This is a genomic window from Pseudoalteromonas sp. 2CM32C, assembly GCF_023161925.1.
Lineage (GTDB): Bacteria > Pseudomonadota > Gammaproteobacteria > Enterobacterales > Alteromonadaceae > Pseudoalteromonas > Pseudoalteromonas marina.
In genome coordinates this window covers 497,717-523,080 of sequence record NZ_JALNTI010000001.1, presented here as the reverse complement: position 1 = coordinate 523,080, position 25,364 = coordinate 497,717, and the positions used below count along the sequence as shown (strand labels likewise).

The window sequence follows — 25,364 nt, the reverse complement described above, 5'->3', positions numbered from 1 at the left end:
GCACTAGATGCTAGTCGGGTTATCAGGCTTTAAGGTCCTGTGTGTAAATTATTATTCACTTAATGCACGAGCTAAACCCGTTGGTTCAATCTCTACACATACTTGGTCATCATTCCAATTAATGCCAACTAATGCGTCGTCCTCATTTAAATCTTCAACCCATGCATCTAAAAATTCATCAAGGTTAATTTCTACCGGGCTGTAATCTTTCCATTCTTCTTTACACTGCGCTTTAGCCGCTTCTTCACTTTCCCAGAGCAGTAAAACATCAGTGTCGTCAAATTGGTTTGAGTCGCACACTACAAAGCCATTATCTTCTGCGCCCAGTGCCCAAATGACTTCGCTAACACGTACTTTTTCTACGAAGTTAACTAGCTGTGATTCAATTTCAATATCGCTCATGTGTTTACCTTATTAAGTTAGTGACGAGGATTAGTTTCTATTGCTGATTGACGTTCGCTAAATTGTCCATGAAATGCAACAAGTTCACTGTACTGACTAAAGTCAGTTAATTCACGAAAGCTAATCCAATCAAGCAGGCAGTATAAACTGATGTTGAGGTATTCACAGCTTTTAAATTGTTCATCGTTTAAATGGTTGTTTAAAAAGCTTAATGTTTGTTCTATTCGCTCATTTTGCAGATTAAAAAATAATGCATCGCTTTGTGTATCTAAACCTGAGCGCTTGCATAATAGCATTTCAACAAGCGAGTCGTTGCAGGCATTAATAGTGGTAAGTAAGTGCTCTTGCGGCCAGTTTAGCTTTGATTTGCCTGTTTTCTCTAATAAGTAGCGTATTATTGAGTTTGAGTCGCTCAGTGTTAAATCACCATCAATTAAAATAGGTATTTTTCGGGCTGGGTTTTTATTGGCCATTTTAGGGCGGTCTTGAGCTGAAAATATGTCTAAGCTTATAAGCTCTATATTACAGTTGTTTTGCAGAGCCCATATTCTAATTCGGCGAACGTAAGGTGAGGGAACAGAACCAATTAATTGCATAATCACTCCAAAAAAAAGCCGCTGAAGCGGCTTTTATTAAACGTTAATAGCAGTAAAGCTCAATTTATTCTGAACGGCTAGTAACTTCAAGTAAATGGTAACCAAATTGCGTTTGCACAGGGCCCTGTACCTGGTTTATTGGGGCAGAAAAAACCACTTTATCAAACTCAGGAACCATCATACCTGGGCCAAACTCACCCAGAGCGCCGCCGTCTTGTCCTGATGGGCAATTAGAATGTACTTTTGCTAATTCAGCAAAGTCTTCGCCTTGTTCAATTTTTGTTTTTAAGTCTAAACATTGTGCTTCGCTGTCTACCAAAATGTGTCGTGCGCTTGCCACTGCCATAAAATCTCCTGATTATAAGTGGTGTTTTTTTAACCTAGTGTATTGCCATACTAGTTAGTTTGTACAAATTGTACCAGTATAAATTTAGATTTTAGACAGGGAATTTTCCACTGCCTTAATCATTTTTTCTGAATCTGGTTTTACTTTGCTGTTAAATCGTAAAATTGTTTTACGATCAGCAGATACCAAATATTTATAAAAGTTCCAATTGGGCGAACTTGTTTGCTCGTTTAAATGCTTGAATATAGGATTTGCATCACTCCCTCTCACTTCGCTGGTGGCGAACATAGGAAAGGTGACCCCGTAATTAATAAAACAGACTTTGGCCGTTTCTTTTTCGTTATCTTCTTCTTGGAAAAAGTCATCAGAAGGGAAGCCCAATATTACAAGCCCTTCGTCTTTGTATGTTTTGTGTAGTTTTTCTAAGCTTTCAAACTGAGGTGTGAAGCCACAGTTACTCGCAGTATTAACAATTAACAGAGGTTTGTTTTTGTAGTCGCATAAATTAATGGACTCTTTAGAGCGAAGCTTTCGGATATCAACGTTAGTAAAATCGTCACAGGCTTGGGGATTTACGGCTTCATTATTTGGCTGTGTTTGTGCCATTAAAGTTGAACTAACCAGCAACGCAGTAAACCCTATTATCATTTTTTTAAGCATTATATTACCTAACTATCCGATTGTTTGATTGGCTGATCATACGCTAATATGGAGGAAATTGATCAACCACTTAAATTTACTATGACAACTCGCTTAGCAACTATTGACGACCTTAATGATATTGTCGCCATTTATAATGAAACCATAGAAGGGCGAATGGTAACGGCAGATACCGAAGAAGTAACCGTTGAAGAAAAAAAAGATTGGTTTAATAGTCATACACAAAAACGCCCAATTTATGTGTATTGCGAAAACGATACTGTACTTGCCTGGGTGAGTTATAAATCGTTTTACGGACGCCCTGCTTACGATGGAACCGTAGAAATGAGCATTTACATAACTAAAAATGCACAAGGTAAAGGCTTGGGTAAAAAGTTAATGCAGTTTGCGCAATCGGAGGCTAAAAAGCTTGATATTAGCGTGTTACTTGGCTTTATTTTTAGCCATAATTTGCCAAGCGTAAAGTTATTTAAGCACTTTGGTTTTGATGTGTGGGGGGAGTTACCAAACGTTGCCGTTATGGATAATAACTTATACAGCCTAACCATATTTGGTAAGCATTTAGAATAAGTTACGCTTATTTATTGGTCATATTTGTTTACAAATAACGCACAGGAATGTGTGTTATTTTCGTGTTTTTATACTACGCTGGTAACATATTAATTTTATTGGTTGTAAGTGTAGTTTAATGGCTAGAAAAATATTGATCATAGACAGCAGCACCATCATAGCAATGAGAGTAAAAGTACTCTTAGAGCTCATTGGATGTAATGTTGAGCTGATTCATTTCTCTATGCTTGAGATGTTTACTCACGCCGAAAATTACGATTTAGTTGTTATAGCTCACGGTGTGCCGGTTGCACCTATTAAACCGCTAATTGATAAATTATCTCATGGGCGTTTATTATTACTTGCCCCAAAAACCGAAAACACAGAGCAGTTAACCGCATTTGCTGGCCTAAATAAAATAGTACCTGATGCTACGGTTGTTTATCCTTTCTTCTCTAATAAAGAGATCACCTCTCTTTTAGAAAGTTTATTAGAGCTAGACTCTAACCATATGATGCAACTGCCCACTATATTGTTGGTCGATCATATCCAAAATCGCCTTGATAATATGAAGAGCAATTTAATTGGTGCACATATTAAAACTCTTACGGCAAGCAGCTTAAATGACGCACTCACTATTGCAAAAAGTAATAAAATTGATATTTTAATCAGCGATTTTAGCCTAGGTGAAGCGACTGGCCTTCAAATATTTTCAAAATTAAAAGTGTCGCAACCAAATGCACGGTGCTTGCTTTTCACTTCCCGCCCTGACCAAGTTTCAATGATTGAAGCTATTCGCCAAGGTGTTGAAGACGTACTGATCAAACCCCTCAATGAAAATATTTTACTGCAATCAGTGCATAAGCTTTGGCAAACTGAATTATTAAAACGCCGCAATGCCGAGTTAGTTGAGCGCCTTCAAGAAACTGTCGATGCACTAATAGAAAAAGACAGCTTGCTACAAGTTATTTATAAACACACCCCTGACGCTATCATGCTATTTAAACGCAACGGTCAAATTATTGAAGCAAATGACGCTTGCTTAAGACTGTTAGATCTACCGTTTAGCGGGCTTTCTGGTAAATCTTTATTTGATTTTTTAGATAACGATTCGATTGCTGGAATCAAAGAAAAAATTTCAACATTAAACAGCAATCGTCAGTTTAGTTACGATTTACGTCTACCCATTAAGAGTGGTGGCACAGTACCTTTATTTGGCTCTTTTAACGAAATAGATCACCATGGTGAGATTGCACTGGCTGTAATTTTCAAAAATGTAACTCACTTAAAACAAAAAGAAGAGCTACTTCAAGAAGCTAAAGGGTTACTAGAAGAAGAGGTCAAAGCCCGTACATCGCAGTTAGAGCATGCTAAAAATGTAGCCGAAGCGGCAAATTTAAGTAAATCAGACTTCTTAGCAAATATGTCACATGAGCTGCGAACCCCCATGCACTCAATTTTAAGTTTTGCACGCTTTGGACTCGATAAGCTAGAAGCTGGCGATTTTGCCAGAGAAAAGTTACTAAAATACTTATCTCGTATCGAGTGTAGTGGCGATAGGCTGCTATCTTTATTAAATAACCTTCTTGATTTATCAAAGCTTGATGTAGGTAAATTTCCGTTTAACCCGCGCCCTCATAATTTAGAAAGCATTATTAAAACGAGCATTGATGATGTGTCGGGCACGGCGATGGAAAAACACATTAATATTATTTTTCCTGCGCCAGATTCACCGGTCATTGTGCAATGCGATGAAGAGCAAATAAATCAGTTGTTGCGCAACGTATTGGGCAATGCATTAAAGTTTAGTGAGCCCAAAAGTAACATCACGCTTAAATTAGCATCGGATGGCCAATTTGCTGATATTGAAGTCATTGATAGTGGTATAGGTATTCCTGAAGATGAGCTGGATCATATTTTCACAAAGTTTGTGCAAAGCAGTAAAACAAATAGTGGTGCGGGCGGTACGGGGCTAGGCTTAGCACTTTGCCGAGAATTTGTATCGTTGCATCAAGGTCAAATTAGCGCGTGTAATAATACCAATGGTGGTGCCACAGTTCACATAAAATTACCACTTGAAATAAATTTAGACGAACACCTAGTCGATGAATAAAAGTACGCTAAAACAGTAAGTTGTTTATGTTAATACAATTTATTTTTAAATTTAAAAGGATGATTTAGTTATGGCTTTAACAAAAATACTAGCAGTAGATGACGAGCCCTTTAACCTTGAGATAATTGAAGAAATTTTAGAAGACTTAGATTTTGAGTTAAGGCTAGCCAACAGTGGCCCTGAATGCTTGGATATGGTTGAGGACTATATGCCTCAAGTTATTTTACTTGACGTAAGCATGCCGCAGATGAGTGGTTACGAAGTGTGTAAAACGCTTAAATCAAACCCAAGTACCGCACATATTATTGTTATGTTTGTATCTGCAAGAGGAACTGTGGAGGAGCGCATGGAAGGCTACTCAGCCGGCGCTGAAGATTACATAGTAAAACCATTTGGGCATGATGAGCTTAGATCTAAATTAAAAAATCTAAACCAAGTATTAGTAGAGAAACAAAGCCTAGAAAAACAAGTAGAAGCGGCAACTTCAACCGCGTTCAATGCAATGGCTAACAGCAGCGAAATGGGGCAAATAGTCAACTACGTAGAAAGCATAGCACTCATAACTAACCCAGACGATTTAGCAAAAGCACTTATTGATTGCCTACAATCTTTTGATTTACAAAGTAATGTAGAATTTAGATACGACTCTATTGTTAAACATTATGCTTTACATAGTGTTTGCTCGCCTATTGTGATCGAGCTATTTGAAATGCTTAAAAACAAAGGCCGTTTGCATGAGTTTTCGCAGCGCTTATTAGTTAACTACGAGCTAATTAGTTTACTCATCTTAAACATGCCAGGACACGATCCTGATAAACACGGCAGAATACGCGATCACGTGTGCTTTATTGTTAGTGTTACAGAACAGCAGTTACGCGCCATAATAACTAAGAACTTATTAGATGCGCAGCAGGTAAAACTAAACGCAGTAGCAAGTACAGTACACAGTAAATTTCATGGTTTGATAGATTTACTTAATGAAAATCGCTTAAACAACGAACAAGTATTTAAAAAACTTCAGGAAGAGCTTGAGGTTAGAATTCCAACAATGGGTTTAGACGAAGACCAAGAAATTTTTATCTATAAAAAAGTAGATGAAACAATTCAAAATTCTGTAGCCCGCGAGGAGTCTGTTATTCAAGTAAAAGAGGCGTTCGCAGACATTGAAACAGAGCTTTCGATACTGCTAAACCATAGCCAATAATAAACACATAGACTTACTTTTAGGGCTTGTTTGCCATTAATATAGGGTTTACCGCCCTATAATGGCGAATAATCACACTCCAATAGCTCTGATTTGCTTTAGTACTAAATAGGCTTCTATGAATTTATGCATCTCGTGGTAAGCCTTTTTCCACTATCCTAATAAGTCTTTGCGTTTTTCTAAGTGAGGGTTGTTTATTGTTTTGCTGCTCCAGTGCCCATTGAATATGCTCTTTTACTAGATCACTACAACCATCAATTTTTTGTTCTAACGCGCTAATAATGTCAGGGTCAAAGTTTGCATTACCTAAACCAACGGCTAAATTACGTAACCAACGTTCATGTCCAATTCGGCGAATTGGGCTGCCTTCGGTATTTTTTAAAAATGTGGTTTCATCCCAACTAAACAGCTCAAGCAAGTCTTTGTCTTTTAACTGCGTGCGCGGATGAAAGTCTTGTTCGTCGGTTATTTGTCCATAGCGGTTCCACGGGCAAACTAATTGACAATCGTCGCAGCCATAAACTCGGTTACCTAATAAAGTTCTGTATTGCTCAGGAATAGGGCCTTGGTGTTCTATTGTTAAGTATGAAATACACTTACGGGCATCAACCACATAAGGTTCTACAATTGCACCTGTAGGACATAAGGTTATGCAGGCTACACACTTACCGCAGCCTTCAAAGGTATTTTCATTATCAACAGGTAAAGGTAAATCAATAAACAATTCACCTAAAAAAAACCACGATCCAGCTTCTTTGTTTATTAGTAATGAATGTTTGCCACGCCAGCCCAGCCCCGCTTTTTCAGCCAATTGACGCTCTAATACAGGGGCAGAATCAACAAAGGGTCTAAAACCATATTCACCTACTTCTTGTTCTATTTTTTGGCCGAGCTTTTTTAATCGATTACGAATTAATTTATGGTAGTCTCGGCCAAGTGCGTAACGGCTAATATAGGCTTTTTGTTTGTTTTTTAATGTTTTAGCAAAGCCAGCATCGGGGGGCAGGTAGTTCATTTTTACCGATATAACACGTTGTGTGCCGGGAATAAGCTCGTCAGGGCGAGCGCGTTTCATTCCATGTGCCGCCATATAATCCATTGAGCCATGAAACCCGGCGTCAAGCCAACGCTGAAGCTGTTGTTCATGCTTACTCAAATCTATATCAGTGATCCCTACTTCGCTAAAGCCGAGTTCTTTTCCCCATGCTTTTATTTGCTGGGCTAATTTAGGGTAGTCAGGAGTTAGGTTGCTCACACATATTCACGCATATTAAATAATCGCCCTGTAATTTAGCATAATTACAGGGGTGTGTTGAGGTTTACGCATCAATAGGTGTTTAAGCGTAAACCGCGTTTATGATAAAAATTAAAGTACAAAGCGCTTCAATTGCTGCTGTGTTTGTAAGCTTAACTCTTGCGATAATTGGCTGTCGGCAAGAGCGGTGTCTATTTGCTGTTTAGCCTGCTCGCCTAATTCAACAATTTGCTCTACCGATTGATGGGTTAAATTTTGCGTATCTTCTAGTAGATGCACGGCGCTGGCAATTTGCTGTAATTGCTGTTGATTACTCTCAAATTCATTAAGCATTTTACTAAACCCTTCAGAGGTTGAACAAATTGAGCTTTGTGCATTTTTAGAATGGTTAATAAGTTGCTCTGACTCTTTATTTGTTTCACTGACCAAATCATTCATTTGGGTTATAAAATCACTGATTTGGCGAGTAGCTCCACTTACTTTAACCGAGAGGGTACGTACTTCATCAGCAACAACAGCAAAACCACGCCCGGCTTCTCCTGCTCGCGCAGCTTCTATCGCGGCGTTAAGCGCGAGTAAGTTAGTTTGATCAGAAAACTCCTCAACCATTTTTAAAATACTTCGAATATTCTCACTGTTTTCCTTCAAGCCATCAACGGTGCTCGCAAAACTGCCTAACATATCAGTTATTAACTGCACTTTCTCAACCAGAGAACTCAGCTCTTGAGCTGAGAGTTTTACAAAGGCTAAGTGCTCATTATTTACAGTATGAACACTGTCGGTATTGCCCACAATATTTTGCAAGCTTTGTGTTATTTGGTTACTGGCATCAATAATTGTATGACTTAAGGTAATTTGCTGTTCGCTCGAATTTTCCGTACTTTGCATTGACTCAGTTGCGGCTTTATTACTTTGTGCGCTGGCTTCAGCGCTTGTGTAAGTCGTGTTAAGTAATTGGCTTAAGTGGCTTGTAAAATCGTTATATTGCGTACTTAACGTTTTAAATTCGTCGTATGAAAAATGCGGAAGTTTAGCGTTTAAATTGGCATCTTGTTGATTAATTTTAATAAGCGTATCGCACATAGCTTTTACAGGGCGAACAATCAAAAAGCGCATATAAAAAAGCGTAAACGCAAAGCCTGAAATAATAACTAAGGTTAGTAGCCAAAAAAGGCCAAGATTTTGTTGCTCACTTAAGCTGTCATAAAGCCAAAATAAAGTAATAGCCTGAAACAAAAAAACAAAACTCAAGTTACCAACAATTTTACGCGTTAGAGTAAAAAAGAATGTTTGTTCGATGTAATTATAAATTTTCATTAAGCCACTCATCTTGCTTAAACCTATGTTTGAACGCTTTTACGCAGGCATTTGCAAGGTATAAGCGACTCTATTTATCAGCTAACGATAGCAAATATGCCTTGGATTGCATGGGAAAGTTAGTAAAAATCCCGTCTAAACCGAAGTCACGCATAAGTGCAATATCTTGTTGTTTATCCACTGTATAAGCGTAAACTTCAAGCCCGCGTTTTTTAGCATCATCTACAAACGCTTTGTTAATAAAATTTTTATCTACATGCACACTAAATGCATTTAAGTCTTGTGCAAACTTTGCATAATTAATTGGAATAGAAGACGTTAAAGCGCCTATTTTTAACCAGGGTAAACGCTTTTTAAGCCATTGTAATTGATGATGATCAAACGATGATACTAAAATATTAGCACATGAAATGGTTCCCGCACTGATATTACGTTCAAGCTGGTCAGCAAACTTTTCAAGTTCAAAGGTATGCTTAAGTTCTAAATTAAGTAAGGTTTTATTGTTATTCCAATCAAATAACTGTTGTAGCCTTGGTATACATTCGCCATTACCCGCATCAAGTTTTGTAAGGGTTGCTACATCAAACTCACTAACTTTGCCTTTTCCGTTGGTGGTTCTGTCTAGCCACGAGTCATGTATTAGCATGTAATCATCGGTAGCGCTTTGAATATCTACTTCAATGCCGTCTACACCCATATTTAAGGCTTCTAAAATGGCGCTTTTAGTGTTTTCGGGAAAGTGCCCGCTAGCACCCCTGTGTGCAAAAATTTTCATTGTCGAGCCCTCTTGGTTATTGACCATGTTTCAAAGCATGCAGCGCTTACAATAAGTGCGCCGCCAATCAGGGTCATTAATGTTGGGCGTTCGTGAACAATAATAATAGCCAAAATAGTACCGTACAACGGTTGTAAGCATGAAATTAGCCCTGCCGTTGCGGCTGATAAATGTTTTAGGCTTGCTGCAAATAGCGAGTGCGGTGTAGCGGTAAATATAATGCCAGCGACGGCAATTAATACAAGATCTTGATTACTCACCTCGTACACAGGCACTTCAATAAATGCGCACAGCATTATGCTCGCTACCAAGGTTTGGTAAAACATCGTCTGTGGGCCGCCGTATTGGCTAAAATAGCGTTTGTGAGTAATGTTTCTGACAGAGAAAAACAACGCAGATACCACGCCAGTAATAACACCAAGTGTTACATCGTCACCTAAATCAGCACTTGGTACCAATAAATAAATACCCAAAACGACTACACCAGCGCTTATTATATCTTTTGCTTGAGGTTTACTTTTATTAAATAAAGGCTCTAAAAACACGGTCATTACTGGGTAGCTAAAAAATGCAAGCATACCAATGGTTATGCCAGCCATTTGCATTCCTGCAAAATAAGTCACCCAATGTAGCCCTACTGTAATACCTAAAAATAAAGCAATAAGGTAGTCTTTGGGATTGTTTAACTTAATTTGTTTTTTCCCGAATGAAAGAATTGCCAATATTGCCATACCAGCAATAGCTGTTCGGTAAACTGTAATATCCAGGGCATTTAAACCAATGAGTTTGGCAAAAAGGGCAGTTCCCCCAAAAAGTAACACGGCAATATGTAGGTAAATTAAGCTTTGCTGTTGTGGCTGCATTTAAACATCATCTCCTTTTTTTAATATGTTATCACCGAGGGGGCGTCAACAAGATGAATTTTTTGAAACATGACAAATGTCAGCAAAGTTAATGACACTTCACACTCTTATTATTTTTACGTACTGGCATAGTTATCCTACTTAACAGGAGAGTGCTATGAATAGTTTAGTTTTAATGAGTCTTGATATTAGCGAGTTTTTTGATTCGCTTAATTTTACTATTAATTACATTGATTATTTTATGCTGATAAGCATTTTTGTGGTATCTATATTTATTAATAAAAAGAGTGCTTTAAATAAAAATAATACACTAGAGGTGCTAGCATGAGTTCGCAAAGTAGCTTTTCTCAACAAACGGATAAAACGTTTTGGAAATACGGCCATTTAATTTTTACAGGCTTTTACTTACTGCCATTAATTATTAATTTTGACCAATTTACAAAAAGCCAAATGGGCCTATGTTTAGCTTTTTATATTGCCTTTATTATCTTGTATGTAAAAGCAATTAACTGCGATAACACAAAAATAACCACCTTATTTTTAGCCTTGCTCGCTATTTGTTTTAGCGCCACTTTTTTTACCTCTGGCACACCTACCTTATATGGCTTTGTTGCCTATGTAGCTGGGTATAGTTATAACTTAAAACAGCGGTTTTATGCCGCATTAGCCATTGTGGTGGCGCTTTTTACAAGTTCGTATTTAAGCGATATGGGAAAGCTTCAATACTTTTTGGCTGTGGCCTTAATATTATGTGCCGCTTTATTTAGTTATGGAATTGCAGCAAAAAGAGAACGCGACCATAAAAAGCGCGAGCAAGAAAGTGCAAACCAATTAGAGCAATTAGCTGCTATTGCTGAGCGTGAACGTATAGCGCGTGACCTACACGATATTTTAGGCCACTCACTCTCATCTATTGCATTAAAGGCCGAGCTGGCTAATAAGCTAAACCAAGGTGAGCGCTACGAGCAAGCAAACAACGAAATAGCTCAAGTAGCAGACCTTGCAAGGCAGCTACTTAGCGATGTACGCAGTGCCGTAAGCGACTTAAAAGAGCTTAATTTGGTAAGCCAAGTTGCTCAGTTAAAACAACGATTATTAGAGCAAGATTTTAATATTACGTTTAACGTTGAATTATCTGTGCTACCTGCCAAGGTAGAGGGCATTGCTAGTTTAATAATTAAAGAGTCAGTCACTAACTTACTACGCCATAGTTCAACTAAAAACAGCGCAATAACAATTAAGCAAACACCCCAGCAATTACTCATTGAAGTGATAGATAATGCACCCTGTGGCAGGCTCGAGGCAGGCAACGGTTTAAACGGTATAAAAGAACGAGCAGAGCAAATACAAGGTAGTGCAACTTTTACCTGTGGCAAACAATTTACATTAAACGTAGTACTGCCAATTTCATCTGAGGATTTACAATGATCAAAATATTTTTAGTGGAAGATCAGGCGCTAGTGCGTGACGCTGTTAGTGCACTACTTAGCCTAGATTTTAATATTGACGTAATTGGCCAAGCAAGCAACGGGCTAGATGCTCTAAATGCTATTAATGCGCTTGATGAAGATGCAATGCCAGATATTATTTTAACCGATATTGAAATGCCTAAAATGAACGGCATAGAACTTAGTGAAAAAATAGCAATGCAATTTCCGGCTATAAAAATGGTGATCATGACCACGTTTTCACGCGCTGGGTATATTAGGCGCTCGTTAAGTGCTGGTGTTAAAGGATTTATATTAAAAGAAGCCCCGAGTGACGAGCTAATCAACGCACTCAAAAAGGTAATGCAAGGGCAAAAAGTGATTGACCCAGAGCTTGCAATCAACGCTCTAGACGACGCCGATCCACTTACCGATAAAGAGCGAAAAGCATTAAAGCTTGCAAGCGATGGACTTAAAACGAGCGAAATAGCCACACAGTTATTTATAAGTGAAGGCACAACGCGTAACTACCTGTCAGACGCAATTACCAAACTTAATGCAACAAACCGAATCGACGCAGCACGCATAGCTAAACAAAAAGGGTGGTTATAAACACATGTGATTAAGGTTTATAAATTTAACACAAACCCTTACTATGTTAGTCATAACAACAAAAGTAACGAACAACGCTTAAAGTAAGCTTAAAATTCGCAAAAAGAGGGTTAAATGGCAAATTTAATAGATTTAACAGTAAAAAACAGTGTCGCAGTTTTAACAATGAACACCGCAGAAAATCGACACAATCCAGCGTTTTTGGCTGAATTTAATTTACACCTTGATCATATAGAGGCTGATAAAAGCATTCACTCGGTGGTACTTACCTCAGCAAGCGACAAAAGCTGGTCGCTGGGTATTGACCTTGAATGGATGGCAAACCCAAGCATTTTACCAGCGGCTATTTCTGACTTTATGTTGCAAATAACACAGTTGCTACAACGTATTGTTACGTTTCCTATGCCTATTATTGCAGCCCTCAATGGTCATACTTATGGTAATGGAGCCGTGCTTGCCTGTGCCTGTGATTTTAGATTTATGAAATCAGACAAAGGCTTTTTTTGCTTTCCTGAAGTGGATGTACTGGTGCCTTTTGTACCGTCTATGTTTCCTATTATTAATAAAGCGATACCGCAAACCTTCTTTAATAGGCTAGCAATGACGGGCGAACGGGTGGGGGCACAACAACTGTTTGAAAACAACGTAATAGAAGCTGTATTTTCTAACAGTGACGAACTGCAAGCCGGTGTACTTGAATTTGCAGCGCAGTTTAATAAAAACCGTTGGATTTACGCTCAAAACAAATCGCAAATGAACAAACACATCTTGCAAACTATTAAAGAAGAAGACCCCGCTTTTATCGATAACGTCAGTAAAATGTTATACAAAAATCTTCATAAAACTAAGTAATGGCTTAGTCACTGATGCAGCTTAATCACAATGACACAATTAAGCTGCATAATTAAGGACATATTAAGGCCCTGTACGCTAAGTTTAAAAAGCTAAATAACCGATAGGTGAGCTTTGTTTAAATATTAAGTGCTTTTACCTGTCTCATTTTACGTATATGGGTTAAAATAACCTTCATAACCAACTAACAAGATAGTGAATGTCAAACCAAGATCCAAATCTCAGTCGAGAACAAGAAAAGTACGAAAACCCCGTCCCTAGCCGTGAGTTTATACTTACTCATCTTCAAGAGCGTTCAAAACCAGCTAACTACGCACAATTATGTGAAGAACTAGCCGTTAATGATGAAGAGCGTCAAATTGCATTTAAACGTCGCCTTCGTGCCATGGAGCGTGATGGTCAGTTATATTTTAATAAATTTAAATGCTATGCACTTATTGACGAAGCCGGTTTAACCAAAGGTAAAGTAATAGGCCACAGAGACGGTTTTGGCTTTTTAGAAGTTGAAGGCGAGAGCAAAGATTGGTTTATTGCCAAACATCAAATGAACATGGTGTTACATGGCGACATTGTACTAGCTAAAGGTACAAAACGTGGCTCTGGCTCAAAATGCGATGCCCGTATTATTAAAGTGCTTACCAACGAGCGCGCCCCTATTGTAGGGCGTTACTTTGTTGAGCATGGTGTTGCAGTTGTAGTCGCTGAAGATCCGCGTATTACGCAAGACATTATGATTTTACCAGGCAACGAAAACGGTGCCCGCCACAACCAAATGGTGCAGGTTAAAATCACTCAAAATCCTAGCCGCAATATGAACGCAGTAGGTAAAGTGGTTGATGTACTAGGTGAGCATTTAGCACCAGGTATGGAAATTGAAGTTGCCCTTCGTAATCACGACATTCCGCATGTTTGGCCAGAAGAGGTTGACGCACAAGTCGCCCACTTAGGCGAATTTGTAGAAGATGCAGACAAACAAGGCCGCGTAGATTTACGCGACTTACCGCTTGTTACGATAGATGGCGAAGACGCCCGCGACTTTGACGACGCAGTGTACTGTGAGCCTAAAAAATCAGGCGGTTGGCGTTTATGGGTTGCTATTGCCGATGTGTCGCATTATGTAGGCATGAATACACCACTTAACAAAGAAGCCATTGCACGTGGTAACTCAGTGTATTTTCCTGAGCAAGTTATCCCAATGCTACCAAAAGTACTGTCTAACGGGTTGTGTTCACTTAACCCTAAAGTAGACCGCCTTTGTATGGTTGCTGAAATGACCGTATCAGCGGCAGGTAAATTGTCGGGTTATAAATTTTACGAAGCGGTGATGAATTCTCACGCCCGTTTAACTTACACTAAAGTAAACGCCATTTTACAAAATGACGAAAAGCTTCGCGACGAATACGCCGCCGTAGTGCCACATTTAACTGATTTACAGCAAATGTACATGGCGCTTAAATCAGCACGCCAAGAGCGTGGTGCTATTGAATTTGAAACACTCGAAACACGCTTTGTATTTAATGCACACCGCAAAATAGAGTCTATTGTGCCTGTTATCCGCAACGACGCGCACAAACTCATTGAAGAATGTATGATTTTAGCCAACGTGTCAGCGGCTAAATTACTCGAAAAGCACGAGGCCAGTGCACTTTACCGTGTGCATGATGAACCCGACAGTGAAAAGCTAGGTAACTTTACACAGTTTTTAACTGAGTTAGGGATTCAGAGCACATTAGGTGACGAACCAACGCCTAAAGAAATTACGCAAATATTAGCTAAATTAGGCGAGCGCCCAGAGGCCGAGCTTATTCAAACTATGCTGCTGCGCTCAATGAAACAAGCGGTTTATCAGCCAGATAACATAGGTCACTTTGGTTTAGCGTTATCGGCTTATGCACACTTTACATCGCCTATTCGTCGTTACCCAGATTTAGTTGTACACCGTGCAATTAAAGCGGTACTAAAAGCACAGGGTCAACAAACGTCAGGCGCATACGCGTACACTGACGATGAAGTAGATCAATTAGGCGAGCAGTGTTCAACTACTGAGCGCCGTGCAGACGACGCGACTCGCGAAGTAGCCGACTGGCTTAAATGTGAGTTTATGCAAGACCACGTTGGCGATGAGTTTACCGGGGTTATTTCGTCGGTTACAAACTTTGGTTTATTTATACGATTAGACGATTTACAAATTGATGGTTTAATTCATGTTACTAATTTAGGCGACGAGTTTTTTGCACATGATGCTGCAAAACATTGCCTGATTGGTGAACACAGCCACACTGTTTACCGACTTGGCGATAAAGTAACGGTGCAAGTTGCCTCAGTCAGTTTAGACGACCGCCGTATAAACTTAGTACTTAAAGGCGATGTAGCACAAGATAGGTATTCACGCCGTCGTGCACCTAAAGGTAAAGGCCCTGCGAGTGTACGCTCACAATTAAAAGCAGGCAAAGTACCGGGTAAAAAGTCAGACGACAAGCCAAAAGGTAAAAAAAAGCCAGCCGGTAAAGGCAAAGCTGCTGGTAAGTCGGCGGTTAAAGCCAGCGAAGGCACCGCAAAGAAAAAACCGAAAAAGAAATCGGCTAAAAAGCCTAAAAGACCAGGCAAAAATGCCCGTAAACGTACAAGCCCAGGAGCATAAAATACGTGAGTAATGAATTAATTTTTGGCTTTCACTCTGTTGAAGCAATTTTAGCAAAAGAGCCTGAGCGATTTTTAGAAATTTACGCCCTTAAAGGCCGTGATGATAAACGCTTAACACCGATTATTGATGAAGCACGTAAATTTGGTATTTCAGTACAATTTATGCAGCGTAAAGCACTTGATAATAAGTCGAAAGACGAGCAGCATCAGGGGATTATTGCTAACGTAAAAGCGGCGCCAACGTACAATGAAAAAGATTTAGATGTGATCATTGCGCGTGAAGAAACTCCATTTTTACTCGTACTTGATGGCATAACCGACCCGCATAACTTAGGTGCCTGCTTGCGTAGTGCAGATGCAGCTGGCGTACATGCGATCATTGTTCCTAAAGATAAGTCGGCAAAGCTTAACGGTACAGCACGAAAAGTAGCGTGTGGCGCAGCAGAAACAGTGCCCCTTATTCAGGTTACTAACCTTGCACGTACGCTTCGTGAAATTAAAGATGCTGGCGTATGGGTAGTTGGTACCGCCGGCGAAACCGACACGCATGTATTTGATGCAAGCTTAACAGGCCCAATGGCCATAGTTATGGGCGCAGAAGGTGAGGGGATGCGCCGTTTAACGCGTGAGCATTGCGATGTATTGGTTAAAATTCCAATGGCAGGGTCGGTGTCTAGCTTAAACGTATCGGTTGCAACCGGTATTTGTTTATTTGAAGTATTACGCCAACGTAACGCAAATAATTAAATTGCGTTAGTTTAAAGCTAAGCATTAAAAAAGCCGAGATTAAATAATCTCGGCTTTTTTGTATCTACTATTTGCTTAGTATGGTGTGAGTAAAACGGTTTAGTTAACGAGCCGTTTTACTCAGCTACTACTTAAAAGCTGTATGTGTAGCCCATTTGAATACTACGAGGCTTACCTGGCTGAATACCACCATTAGCACGGTTAGCTATGTACGTTTTATCAAACAGGTTATCAACCGTTAAGTATACTTTTTGGTTGTCGTCGATTAAGTATTTAGCAGCTAAATCCCATACTACACGGCTATCTATTGCGTTTAAGCCTGAGTCAGATAGGTCGGCATGAGAATCAGATACGTAACGTATTTGGCTGTTAACAACAAACGATGCAAACTCAGCGCCTAACGATAAAGCAACTTGATTTTCAGGTACGTAAGGCATTGCATCGCCTTTTTCTACCGAGCCCCAAATTTCTGAATCAAACGTGTTTTTAAACTCAGAGTCAGTGTATGTGTACGTTAATTTAACTGGAAATTGCGCAGCGTCTGTTGCAAAAGTACGACCCGCACTAAATTCAAAGCCCGATACTTCTACTTCACCGTAGTTGTATTGGTCGCCAATATTTTCGTCGCTACAACCCACAGCAGCAGTACAGTTACCGTGCATGTTGTCGTAATCAGAGAAAAACGCAATCACTTCACCGTTAAAGCCATCCATATTAAAGCGAGAACCAAACTCAAGGTTTACACTTTCTTCTTCTTCTTGGTCAGCATTACCCGGTGCCGCTGGAGCGTAACCTTTTTGAATACCGGCAAGTAACGTAACGTTATCGTTAAGTGTGTAAGTGGCGCCTAACGATGGCACTAAAATTTCAGTATCGTTAGAAATATCTTTAGTTAAGCCATTGCTACGAGTTGGATCTGATTTAGACCATTCTTCACGCGTAATGGTAATGTCTTCGTAACGAAGACCTGCATTAATAACTAACGCGTCTAATGTCCATTCGTCTTGAACAAATAACGTGCTTGCTTTTGCGCTATCTACACGGTTGCTATCTGAGCCTGGTATACCTTGCGATGTAAGTGTCATGCTTAGGTCTTGATTAAGCGTGTATGTGTCTTGCCATTGGAAACGATCCATTTCGTCTTCGTGGTAACGCACACCTACAGTAATGTAGTGATCGCCTGCAGGAATATGTAATTCAGACTGAATGCCTTTTGCTTGGTAATCACGGTTGTTAGCTTTAACACCAATACCTTCAATACCTTCGCTTGTTGGATTTGCTTCAAAGTCGCTGTATTGCTCAAGCGTGCTTGTTCCTACACTGCTTGCTTTATACCAGTTACGATGAAAATCGTTTAGGTAAGCGGTTGCAAGTAATTCGTAGCCTTCACCAAAACGGTACGCATAGTTTAGTTGGTAAGCGTTGTGGCGAGTATTCATTTCATCGTTTTGCGATGCAGCGTAACGGCGATTAGGGTTTGCTTTGTAATCTTCGTCAGTTAAGCCCATGTAAGTTTCGTCTGATGTTTCGTCAGAATATTTTACTTTTAGCTCAATATTGTGAGCATCGTTCTTACCAAACGTATGACCAAACTTTAATAGTAAATCAGTTTTTTCAAAGCCCGTATTATCGCTACCAACAGGAAGCTCTTTAAAGCCGTCTGCGCCGTAGGTAAATACTTCAACCAAGCCAGACGTGTTGTTTTTTTCTTTACCAAAGTAAGCGTGACCTTTGTAGTAGCCATCGCTACCAAGGGCTGCATCTACCATACCTTTAGAACTATTAGGCTCGGTTGGTAAGCTACGAGAAAGTAAGTTTAAAACGCCACCTGTAGTACGAGGACCGTACTTAACTGAGGCCGCGCCTTTTAATACTTCTATTGTTTCCATACGACCCATAGTAGGGAAGTAATAAGCAGAAGGTGCAGAATAAGGCGCAGGTGCGACTAATACACCGTCTTCCATTACAGAAATTTTATCGTTACGGCCGGTACCAGTACCGCGCATACCAATGTTAGGGCGAAGGCCGTAGCCATCTTCTTCTTGAACGTAAACACCCGGAACAGACGCTAAAACACGCGAAATATCGGTAAACTCAAATTTTTGAAGTTCTTCGTCAGAGATAAACGTAGCCGAACCAGGAATGTCGTTTATAGCTTGCTGTGAGCCAATAACTGTAATTTGTTCAAAGCGTTGTTCTTTATCGCTGGTGTCTTTAGCCATTGCAGTAGCTGTAAAAGACAAAGCAACCGCAGTTGCAAGAGTAGATACTAAAAACTTAGTGTTCATTTTTGTCCTAATCACATTGATTTTCTGAATTGGCGTAATTTGAACACGTTAACGAATGCGAATCAATATTATTTAGTATAAAACCATTCATTTTTTTAGAACTAAAAACACAGGGTTATGCAACGTGGTTAACTTTTTTGTTTCTTTTGTATTATTTTGTAATCATGGGGCTAGGTACAAAGTGGGTGTTTTAATTTATTAGCCTAAACGCAAGGCAATAAACTCAGCAAGCTTATCTACCGCATTTTCTGACTCCCCCGAACTTTTAACCAAGCTAATACCAATGTTGCCCAGTGCAGGTAAGTGTTTAGTGTGTACTTGGTAATTAAGTTCGCTGGGTACGGTACTTTTTGCTAGTACTGTAATACCAAGCCCTTCTTTTAATGCCGCAATAAGCCCTGTTAAGTCGGCGTTGCTATATACAATACGGTATTTTATGCCGGCATTTTTAAGCGCATCGGTAGCGCGGCGGCGATAAATACATCCCTCTGGCGCGGTTACTAAGGTAACCACTTGGTTTTTTGCTTGGTTTAAATCACCCACCCACACCAATTGGTCTTGCATAAAAATAGGAAATTTACTTGAGGTAAGTTGCTCGTTTAGCGCAAGCACTAGATCAAATTGGTCTTGCCTAGAAGCCGAAAGCAAATGCTTACTTAATCGCGATTTAACTTCAAGCGATACTTCTGGGTACAGCGCCACAAAGTCGCCAATAATAGAAGGGAGTATACGCGCAGCAAATTCGCTTGGTATGCCTAAACGTACTTTTCCGGTAATGCTCTCTGACGTAAATTGCTGCAAAATGGCATCGTTGTATTGCATCATTTGTTTTGCCATAGGCAATAATAGTTCGCCGTACTGGTTTAGTACTTGGCGCTGGCCTTGCTTTTTAAATAATTTATAGCCTAATACATCTTCTAAACGCTTTATTTGTAAGCTTACCGCAGGTTGCGAAAGCCCCAAAAAGTCGCCGGCTTTGGCAAATCCGCCTACATCTACAATCATTACAAAGGTACGTAAACTGTCGGTTGATATATTTTTCATATTTAAAATTACAATTTATGTGGCTACATATATAAGTATTATTTATCAATTGATAAATAATTACAATTTGTTGTTACAGACCCCGCGCAATATAATTTTAAGATTAAAAATACACAGGTGTTTGTTATGACTTTTAACCCAATAATGTTTGCCCGCCACAGCAACGCTAACAGCGCGGTTATAAACGCTTTGCAAGCAAATAACAGCACAGTTGTAATGGATTTTAGCGGCAGCGAAGCTTCTGTATTTTTAAGCAGTATTTTAGGCCACGATTTAACAAAATTAACGGCCAGCGGTTTAGGTTTAAAAGGCACATTAGATGGCGACTTTTATTCTGACTTTAGTTACGCCGTGTATTATTTTAGCGAAACCGCTTTTCGATTTGTATTACCTCACAGCGCAAGCCTGCAATTACAGTCACTTATAAACGAACAACAGCTTCGTTTTGATATTGACTACGTTATTCGTACCGACTTAACTAGCTTTACCTTAAGCGGCGAAAACGCCTTTGATACGCTAGTTGATGCCTTTAAATTAACACCCGGTTTGCGATTATCTGACGCGCAACTATGCTACGGTGCGCAAAGCGGCGAGGTATTTATTACCGCGATTGATAACAAAGATGAGCAGCATTTTGTGCTCATAGCTAAAGCGCCAGAGCTACAAAAATGGCAAAGCTATATGCAAACGCAGGGTTTTGCAGTAATGCAAAATCAGGCCGCATAACAAAAACAACCAACAGGTAAACATAATAATGTTTGCCTGTTTTTAATTTAAGCCACGCCCATTAAGGGTTAATTTAAAACGTGAAGGAATGTTATGACTTCTAAAACTGTACTCCATGCTAAGCACCTAGAAGCGGGCGCAAAAATGGTTGATTTTCATGGCTGGGAAATGCCAATCAACTACGGCTCACAAATAGAAGAACATAATGCAGTGCGTAACGATGCAGGCATGTTTGACGTATCACACATGACCATTGTTGATATTGAAGGCGACCAAGCTAAAGCATTTTTACGAAAGCTTGTAGCAAACGACGTGGCTAAATTAACAGTACCAGGTAAAGCACTTTACACCGGCATGCTTAACGAGCAAGGCGGTGTAATTGACGACCTTATTATTTACTTTTTCAGCGAAACGTTTTACCGCTTAGTGGTTAACTCGGCTACGCGCGAAAAAGACTTAGCGCATTTAGCTAATGTATCGAGCCATTTTGCCGTTACAGTGACTGAGCGCCCAGAGTTTGCAATGATTGCAGTGCAAGGCCCTAACGCACGCGAAAAAACAGGCACGCTTTTAAATGCAGAGCAACAAGCTGCAGTTGAAGGCATGAAGCCGTTTTTTGGTGTTCAAGTGGGTGATTTATTTATTGCTACAACGGGTTATACTGGCGAAGACGGTTACGAAATTGTAGTACCAAACGACCAAGCAGCCGATTTATGGCAACAACTGCTAGACGCAGGTGTAGCGCCAGCTGGTTTAGGTGCACGTGACACGCTACGTTTAGAAGCAGGTATGAACCTTTACGGCCTAGATATGGACGAAAGCGTATCGCCACTTGCAGCTAACATGGCATGGACCATTGCATGGGAACCAGAAGATCGTGACTTTATTGGCCGTGACGTACTGGTTAAACAACGCGCTGAAAAAAGCACCGACAAGCTTGTTGGTTTAGTACTTGAAGAAAAAGGCGTATTGCGTAGCGGTTCAAAAGTAATTGTTGACGGTGGAGAAGGGGTTATTACCTCAGGTACTTTTTCACCTACACTTGGTTTTAGTGTAGCCCTTGCACGTGTACCACGTTCAACAGGCGACACTGCTCAAGTAGAAATGCGCAAAAAATTAGTTAACGTTAAAGTAGTGAAGCCTAGCTTTGTACGTAACGGTAAATCAATAATTTAAAATTTGGTGTTATCACCCAATATAAACCAAAGGAATATAAAAATGAGCAATATCCCTACTGAATTAAAATACGCTTCTTCACACGAGTGGGTTCGCGACGAAGGTGACGGTACCTTTACAGTTGGTATTACAGAACACGCGCAAGAACTACTTGGCGACATGGTGTTTGTTGAATTACCAGAAGTAGGCGACGAAGTAGACGCAGGCGAAGACTGTGCAGTAGCGGAGTCGGTTAAAGCTGCTTCAGACATTTACGCACCAATTGGTGGTGAAGTGATTGCTATTAATGAAGAGCTAGAAGACGCACCTGAAACAGTAAACAACGACGCGTACGGCGACGGTTGGTTATTCCGTCTTAAAGCATCTGATGTGTCTGAGCTAGACAACCTATTAGACGCTGAAGGCTACTCGCACACTATCGACGAAGAGTAATCACTTTTTGTCTAAAGCCCCGCATGTTGAGTAAACAATCGGGGCTTTTATGATTTTACAGCTTATTGCCCATACCCAGTAAGTTGCCAAATCATCATATATTTTAATCAATACTAGTTACCCATTAGTATTTAGGATCATAGGAATCTGGACACATGTCAAACGCCAAATCTCTTGAACAGTTAGAGCAAAAGCAAGATTTTATTCGCCGCCATATTGGGCCAAGCCCAGCGCAAGTAAGCGATATGCTAAGCGCTCTTGAAGTATCGAGTGTACAAGAGCTGATCGATCAAACTGTACCGGCTAACATTCGCCTAGAGCAACCGCTAAGCATTGGCGAAAGCCGTACTGAAGTTGAAACACTAAGCTACTTAAAATCAGTAGCAAGCAAAAATAAAGTTTTCAAATCGTACATTGGCCAAGGCTACCACCCAACACATGTACCGCACGTAATTTTACGTAACGTACTTGAAAACCCGGGTTGGTATACAGCGTACACGCCATATCAGCCAGAGATTGCACAAGGGCGTTTAGAATCATTACTAAACTTCCAGACTATGACCCTAGATTTAACCGGCCTTGATTTAGCAAGCGCGTCGCTACTTGACGAATCAACCGCTGCAGCCGAGGCAATGGGCCTTGCAAAACGTGTATCTAAAGCTAAAAAAGCCAATGCCTTTTTTATTGCCGACGACGTACACACACAAACTATTGACGTAGTTAGCACCCGTGCTGAGCAGTTTGGTTTTGAAATAATTGTAGGCAAAGCGGCCGACGCCGTTAACCACGACATTTTTGGTGCATTATTCCAATACCCATCTACATCGGGTGAAATAGTTGACGTAACCGACCTAATTGCTGGTGTTCAAAGCAAAAAAGCCATTGCCTGTGTTGCTGCCGACATTATGAGTTTATTACTATTAAAAGCACCGGGTAAACTAGGCGCAGACGTAGTATTAGGTTCGGCTCAGCGTTTTGGTGTACCAATGGGGTACGGCGGTCCACATGCTGCATTTTTTGCAACACGTGACGCATACAAACGTTCATTACCAGGGCGTATTATTGGTGTATCTAAAGACCGTTTAGGTAACGACGCACTGCGTATGGCAATGCAAACGCGCGAACAACACATTCGCCGCGACAAAGCCAACTCAAACATTTGTACAGCGCAGGTATTGCTTGCCAACATGGCGGCGTTTTATGCGGTGTACCACGGCCCACAAGGCTTAAAAACTATTGCGCAGCGTATACACCGCTTTGCTGATATTTTAGCTGCTGGCCTAAAAACCAAAGGCATCCCCCTTAAGCACAGCACGTGGTTTGATACGCTAACAATTGTTGGCGACAACAAAGACGACGTAATAGCACGTGCACTTGCCAAGGGTGTTAACTTTGCTACAAACCACGACGGCGAATACTCAATTTCGGTTTCAGAAACCACAACCCGTGCAGACGTTGCCGAGCTATTTGATATTGTATTAGGTGAAGGCCACGGCCTAAGCGTAGACAATATAGCAGCCGATATTGAAGCAAATGGTAGCGACTCTATTCCAGCGAGTTTAGTACGTGATGACGAAGTATTAACGCATCCAAACTTTAACAGCTACCACAGCGAAACAGACATGCTTCGCTACATTAAGCGCCTTGAAAACAAAGATTTAGCACTTAACCACTCAATGATCTCGTTAGGTTCATGCACCATGAAACTAAACGCGACCGCTGAGATGATCCCAGTTACATGGCCTGAGTTTGCAAACCTTCACCCATTCTGCCCTCTAGACCAAGCAGAAGGTTATCAAATAATGATTAACGAGCTACACGACTGGCTAGTTAACATTACGGGTTACGATGCGGTTTCACTTCAGCCAAACTCGGGTGCACAAGGTGAATACGCAGGCTTAATTGCCATTCGTAAATACCACGAGTCACGCGGGGACGCACACCGTAATGTTTGTTTAATTCCTAGCTCAGCGCATGGTACTAACCCAGCGTCGGCACAAATGGCCAGCATGAAAATTGTGGTGGTTAACTGTGATAAAAACGGCAACATCGACATGGAAGACTTAAAAGCGAAAGCTGAAGACGTGTCTGAAAACCTGTCGTGTGCCATGATCACGTACCCATCTACCCATGGTGTTTACGAAGAAACCATTCGTGAACTATGCGACATTATTCATGAGCACGGCGGCCAAGTTTACATGGACGGCGCAAACATGAACGCGCAAGTAGGCGTAACAAGCCCAGGCTTTATTGGCTCAGACGTATCGCACTTAAACTTGCATAAAACGTTTTGTATTCCACACGGTGGCGGCGGCCCAGGTGTAGGCCCAATTGGTGTTAAATCGCACCTTGCGCCATTTATGCCAAACCACAGCGTAATTAACGTACCGGGTACAAACATTAACAACGGTGCCGTATCGGCAGCGCCTTACGGCTCAGCGGCTATTTTACCTATTTCATGGGCGTACATTGCCATGATGGGCTCAGAGGGCTTGAAACAAGCCACAGAAATGGCGATTGTGAACGCTAACTACTTAACGCAAGAGTTAAGCCAGCACTTCCCAATTTTATACCGTGGCCGTAACAATCGCGTTGCTCACGAATGTATTGTTGATTTACGCCCATTAAAAGAAGCGTCAGGCATTACTGAAATGGACGTCGCTAAGCGCCTGCAAGATTACGGCTTCCATTCACCTACTATGTCGTTCCCAGTAGCGGGCACATTGATGATAGAGCCAACTGAGTCTGAGTCAAAAGGCGAGATAGACCGCTTTATCGAAGCAATGGTGTCAATCAAAGGCGAAATTGATAAAGTAATCTCTGGCGAATGGTCAATCGAAAACAACCCACTTGTGTTTGCACCGCATACACAAGCAGACGTGTTAGGTAACGAATGGGAGCGCGCGTACGACCGTTTTTACGCTGCATTCCCAGTGCCTTCGGTAGCTAAAGACAAGTTCTGGCCAACGGTTACACGTATCGATGATGTATACGGCGACCGTAACTTAGTATGTTCATGCCCAGCGGTAGAGACTTATCGCGACTAATTTTTGAAATTTCCAATTAAAGATTGGGAATTTATAAAATTGAAAAAGCCGTTGCAGCAATGTAGCGGCTTTTTTGTGTGTGTTTAGACCCTGTAGACGCACAGCTTGCTTGCGTGTTGGGCGCAGCCCAAAAGGTGTTTAATTGTTGTTGGCGCATACTTTTTTTGCTTTTGCTTTTGCTTTTGCTTTTGCTTTTGCTCTTTGAGGAATTAGAAACCTTATTCAAGGTTTTGTCGCGCTGGCGACGGCAGCCAAAGAGGGGCTGCCGCTGGTCCCTCTCTGGACACTCT

At 40.7% G+C, this 25,364-nt stretch carries 24 protein-coding genes; 13 read left to right on the top strand and 11 right to left on the bottom strand.

The features are described from left to right. Positions 1–51 precede the first annotated feature (51 nt). From MTF67_RS02405 to MTF67_RS02390, 4 genes are all read right to left on the bottom strand, one after another. Complete coding sequence (locus MTF67_RS02405; protein ID WP_006794081.1) at positions 52–402, bottom strand: DUF2750 domain-containing protein; 351 nt, start codon at positions 400–402, stop codon at positions 52–54. A 17-nt stretch (positions 403–419) separates the two neighbouring features. After that, entirely contained in the window at positions 420–998 is a 579-nt protein-coding gene (locus MTF67_RS02400; protein ID WP_006794082.1) for a glutathione S-transferase family protein, read from the bottom strand. Positions 999–1,062: 64 nt separating this feature from the next. Then, entirely contained in the window at positions 1,063–1,344 is a 282-nt protein-coding gene (locus MTF67_RS02395; RefSeq protein WP_006794083.1) for a peptidylprolyl isomerase, read from the bottom strand. Between the two features lie 84 nt (positions 1,345–1,428). Then, the gene (locus tag MTF67_RS02390) at positions 1,429–2,004 is read right to left on the bottom strand and encodes a glutathione peroxidase (protein WP_006794084.1); all 576 of its coding nucleotides are present in this window, start codon (positions 2,002–2,004) and stop codon (positions 1,429–1,431) included. 48 nt (positions 2,005–2,052) lie between these two features. Between MTF67_RS02390 and MTF67_RS02385 the strand changes: the two genes are divergently transcribed. From MTF67_RS02385 to MTF67_RS02375, 3 genes are all read left to right on the top strand, one after another. Next, positions 2,053–2,574 carry a GNAT family N-acetyltransferase gene (locus MTF67_RS02385; RefSeq protein ID WP_235420587.1) on the top strand — a complete coding sequence of 174 codons (522 nt, stop codon included), beginning with the start codon at positions 2,053–2,055 and terminating at the stop codon, positions 2,572–2,574. A gap of 118 nt (positions 2,575–2,692) precedes the next feature. Continuing rightward, entirely contained in the window at positions 2,693–4,666 is a 1,974-nt protein-coding gene (locus tag MTF67_RS02380; protein WP_006794086.1) for an ATP-binding protein, read from the top strand. Positions 4,667–4,736: 70 nt separating this feature from the next. After that, a complete protein-coding gene (locus MTF67_RS02375) occupies positions 4,737–5,870 on the top strand; it encodes a response regulator (protein ID WP_248518613.1) in 1,134 nt (377 codons plus the stop codon). Between the two features lie 124 nt (positions 5,871–5,994). Here MTF67_RS02375 and queG read toward each other — a convergent pair whose 3' ends face one another. From queG to MTF67_RS02355, 4 genes are all read right to left on the bottom strand, one after another. Beyond that, positions 5,995–7,125 carry a tRNA epoxyqueuosine(34) reductase QueG gene (queG, locus tag MTF67_RS02370; protein WP_039036393.1) on the bottom strand — a complete coding sequence of 377 codons (1,131 nt, stop codon included), beginning with the start codon at positions 7,123–7,125 and terminating at the stop codon, positions 5,995–5,997. 111 nt (positions 7,126–7,236) lie between these two features. Then, positions 7,237–8,454 carry a methyl-accepting chemotaxis protein gene (locus MTF67_RS02365; RefSeq protein WP_008126841.1) on the bottom strand — a complete coding sequence of 406 codons (1,218 nt, stop codon included), beginning with the start codon at positions 8,452–8,454 and terminating at the stop codon, positions 7,237–7,239. Between the two features lie 58 nt (positions 8,455–8,512). After that, complete coding sequence (locus tag MTF67_RS02360; RefSeq protein ID WP_248518612.1) at positions 8,513–9,217, bottom strand: glycerophosphodiester phosphodiesterase family protein; 705 nt, start codon at positions 9,215–9,217, stop codon at positions 8,513–8,515. After that, positions 9,214–10,080 (bottom strand): DMT family transporter, encoded by an 867-nt coding sequence (locus MTF67_RS02355; RefSeq protein ID WP_248518611.1) that lies wholly within the window; start codon positions 10,078–10,080, stop codon positions 9,214–9,216. Before MTF67_RS02355 ends, MTF67_RS02360 begins: the two co-directional genes overlap by 4 nt. Positions 10,081–10,237: 157 nt before the next feature. Between MTF67_RS02355 and MTF67_RS02350 the strand changes: the two genes are divergently transcribed. The 6 genes from MTF67_RS02350 to rlmB all read left to right on the top strand — a co-directional run bounded on the left by MTF67_RS02350 (position 10,238) and on the right by rlmB (position 16,361). After that, complete coding sequence (locus MTF67_RS02350; RefSeq protein WP_248518610.1) at positions 10,238–10,408, top strand: hypothetical protein; 171 nt, start codon at positions 10,238–10,240, stop codon at positions 10,406–10,408. Continuing rightward, entirely contained in the window at positions 10,405–11,508 is a 1,104-nt protein-coding gene (locus MTF67_RS02345) for a histidine kinase (protein ID WP_248518609.1), read from the top strand. The genes MTF67_RS02350 and MTF67_RS02345 overlap by 4 nt, the downstream gene beginning before the upstream one ends. After that, positions 11,505–12,119, top strand: coding sequence for a response regulator transcription factor (locus MTF67_RS02340; protein WP_248518608.1), 615 nt, complete (start codon positions 11,505–11,507; stop codon positions 12,117–12,119). Before MTF67_RS02345 ends, MTF67_RS02340 begins: the two co-directional genes overlap by 4 nt. 114 nt (positions 12,120–12,233) lie before the next feature. Then, positions 12,234–12,971: an enoyl-CoA hydratase/isomerase family protein gene (locus MTF67_RS02335; protein ID WP_039036399.1), complete on the top strand. Its 738-nt coding sequence runs from the start codon at positions 12,234–12,236 to the stop codon at positions 12,969–12,971. 199 nt (positions 12,972–13,170) lie between these two features. Next, a complete protein-coding gene (gene rnr / locus MTF67_RS02330) occupies positions 13,171–15,612 on the top strand; it encodes a ribonuclease R (RefSeq protein WP_248518607.1) in 2,442 nt (813 codons plus the stop codon). A 5-nt stretch (positions 15,613–15,617) separates the two neighbouring features. Continuing rightward, positions 15,618–16,361 carry a 23S rRNA (guanosine(2251)-2'-O)-methyltransferase RlmB gene (rlmB, locus tag MTF67_RS02325; RefSeq protein WP_006794097.1) on the top strand — a complete coding sequence of 248 codons (744 nt, stop codon included), beginning with the start codon at positions 15,618–15,620 and terminating at the stop codon, positions 16,359–16,361. Between the two features lie 131 nt (positions 16,362–16,492). On the opposite strand, the gene MTF67_RS02320 is transcribed toward rlmB, so the two are convergent. Continuing rightward, positions 16,493–18,649, bottom strand: coding sequence for a TonB-dependent receptor (locus tag MTF67_RS02320; protein WP_248518606.1), 2,157 nt, complete (start codon positions 18,647–18,649; stop codon positions 16,493–16,495). 198 nt (positions 18,650–18,847) lie between these two features. Further along, positions 18,848–19,693: a LysR family transcriptional regulator gene (locus MTF67_RS02315; RefSeq protein WP_008127667.1), complete on the bottom strand. Its 846-nt coding sequence runs from the start codon at positions 19,691–19,693 to the stop codon at positions 18,848–18,850. A gap of 126 nt (positions 19,694–19,819) precedes the next feature. Here MTF67_RS02315 and MTF67_RS02310 point away from each other — a divergent pair, with 126 nt between their 5' ends. The 4 genes from MTF67_RS02310 to gcvP all read left to right on the top strand — a co-directional run bounded on the left by MTF67_RS02310 (position 19,820) and on the right by gcvP (position 25,074). Continuing rightward, positions 19,820–20,419, top strand: a complete 600-nt coding sequence (locus tag MTF67_RS02310; RefSeq protein WP_006794100.1) for a hypothetical protein — start codon at positions 19,820–19,822, stop codon at positions 20,417–20,419. A 93-nt stretch (positions 20,420–20,512) separates the two neighbouring features. Next, the gene (gene gcvT, locus MTF67_RS02305) at positions 20,513–21,595 is read left to right on the top strand and encodes a glycine cleavage system aminomethyltransferase GcvT (protein ID WP_248518605.1); all 1,083 of its coding nucleotides are present in this window, start codon (positions 20,513–20,515) and stop codon (positions 21,593–21,595) included. A gap of 42 nt (positions 21,596–21,637) precedes the next feature. Next, positions 21,638–22,027, top strand: coding sequence for a glycine cleavage system protein GcvH (gene gcvH / locus MTF67_RS02300; RefSeq protein ID WP_006794102.1), 390 nt, complete (start codon positions 21,638–21,640; stop codon positions 22,025–22,027). Positions 22,028–22,182: 155 nt separating this feature from the next. Next, entirely contained in the window at positions 22,183–25,074 is a 2,892-nt protein-coding gene (gene gcvP, locus MTF67_RS02295) for an aminomethyl-transferring glycine dehydrogenase (protein ID WP_248518604.1), read from the top strand. A 31-nt stretch (positions 25,075–25,105) separates the two neighbouring features. On the opposite strand, the gene MTF67_RS18470 is transcribed toward gcvP, so the two are convergent. Next, positions 25,106–25,231: a hypothetical protein gene (locus MTF67_RS18470; RefSeq protein WP_282447075.1), complete on the bottom strand. Its 126-nt coding sequence runs from the start codon at positions 25,229–25,231 to the stop codon at positions 25,106–25,108. Between the last annotated feature and the right edge of the window lie 133 nt (positions 25,232–25,364).

Bases quoted from the DNA above. Each gene is read 5' to 3' on its own strand.
- MTF67_RS02405 (WP_006794081.1), bottom strand. From the start codon at position 402: ATGAGCGATATTGAAATTGAATCACAGCTAGTTAACTTCGTAGAAAAA.
- MTF67_RS02400 (WP_006794082.1), bottom strand. From the start codon at position 998: ATGCAATTAATTGGTTCTGTTCCCTCACCTTACGTTCGCCGAATTAGA.
- MTF67_RS02395 (WP_006794083.1), bottom strand. From the start codon at position 1,344: ATGGCAGTGGCAAGCGCACGACACATTTTGGTAGACAGCGAAGCACAA.
- MTF67_RS02390 (WP_006794084.1), bottom strand. From the start codon at position 2,004: ATGCTTAAAAAAATGATAATAGGGTTTACTGCGTTGCTGGTTAGTTCA.
- MTF67_RS02385 (WP_235420587.1), top strand. From the start codon at position 2,053: ATGGAGGAAATTGATCAACCACTTAAATTTACTATGACAACTCGCTTA.
- MTF67_RS02380 (WP_006794086.1), top strand. From the start codon at position 2,693: ATGGCTAGAAAAATATTGATCATAGACAGCAGCACCATCATAGCAATG.
- MTF67_RS02375 (WP_248518613.1), top strand. From the start codon at position 4,737: ATGGCTTTAACAAAAATACTAGCAGTAGATGACGAGCCCTTTAACCTT.
- MTF67_RS02365 (WP_008126841.1), bottom strand. From the start codon at position 8,454: ATGAGTGGCTTAATGAAAATTTATAATTACATCGAACAAACATTCTTT.
- MTF67_RS02360 (WP_248518612.1), bottom strand. From the start codon at position 9,217: ATGAAAATTTTTGCACACAGGGGTGCTAGCGGGCACTTTCCCGAAAAC.
- MTF67_RS02355 (WP_248518611.1), bottom strand. From the start codon at position 10,080: ATGCAGCCACAACAGCAAAGCTTAATTTACCTACATATTGCCGTGTTA.
- MTF67_RS02350 (WP_248518610.1), top strand. From the start codon at position 10,238: ATGAATAGTTTAGTTTTAATGAGTCTTGATATTAGCGAGTTTTTTGAT.
- MTF67_RS02345 (WP_248518609.1), top strand. From the start codon at position 10,405: ATGAGTTCGCAAAGTAGCTTTTCTCAACAAACGGATAAAACGTTTTGG.
- MTF67_RS02340 (WP_248518608.1), top strand. From the start codon at position 11,505: ATGATCAAAATATTTTTAGTGGAAGATCAGGCGCTAGTGCGTGACGCT.
- MTF67_RS02335 (WP_039036399.1), top strand. From the start codon at position 12,234: ATGGCAAATTTAATAGATTTAACAGTAAAAAACAGTGTCGCAGTTTTA.
- rnr (WP_248518607.1), top strand. From the start codon at position 13,171: ATGTCAAACCAAGATCCAAATCTCAGTCGAGAACAAGAAAAGTACGAA.
- MTF67_RS02320 (WP_248518606.1), bottom strand. From the start codon at position 18,649: ATGAACACTAAGTTTTTAGTATCTACTCTTGCAACTGCGGTTGCTTTG.
- MTF67_RS02315 (WP_008127667.1), bottom strand. From the start codon at position 19,693: ATGAAAAATATATCAACCGACAGTTTACGTACCTTTGTAATGATTGTA.
- MTF67_RS02310 (WP_006794100.1), top strand. From the start codon at position 19,820: ATGACTTTTAACCCAATAATGTTTGCCCGCCACAGCAACGCTAACAGC.
- gcvT (WP_248518605.1), top strand. From the start codon at position 20,513: ATGACTTCTAAAACTGTACTCCATGCTAAGCACCTAGAAGCGGGCGCA.
- gcvH (WP_006794102.1), top strand. From the start codon at position 21,638: ATGAGCAATATCCCTACTGAATTAAAATACGCTTCTTCACACGAGTGG.
- gcvP (WP_248518604.1), top strand. From the start codon at position 22,183: ATGTCAAACGCCAAATCTCTTGAACAGTTAGAGCAAAAGCAAGATTTT.
- MTF67_RS18470 (WP_282447075.1), bottom strand. From the start codon at position 25,231: ATGCGCCAACAACAATTAAACACCTTTTGGGCTGCGCCCAACACGCAA.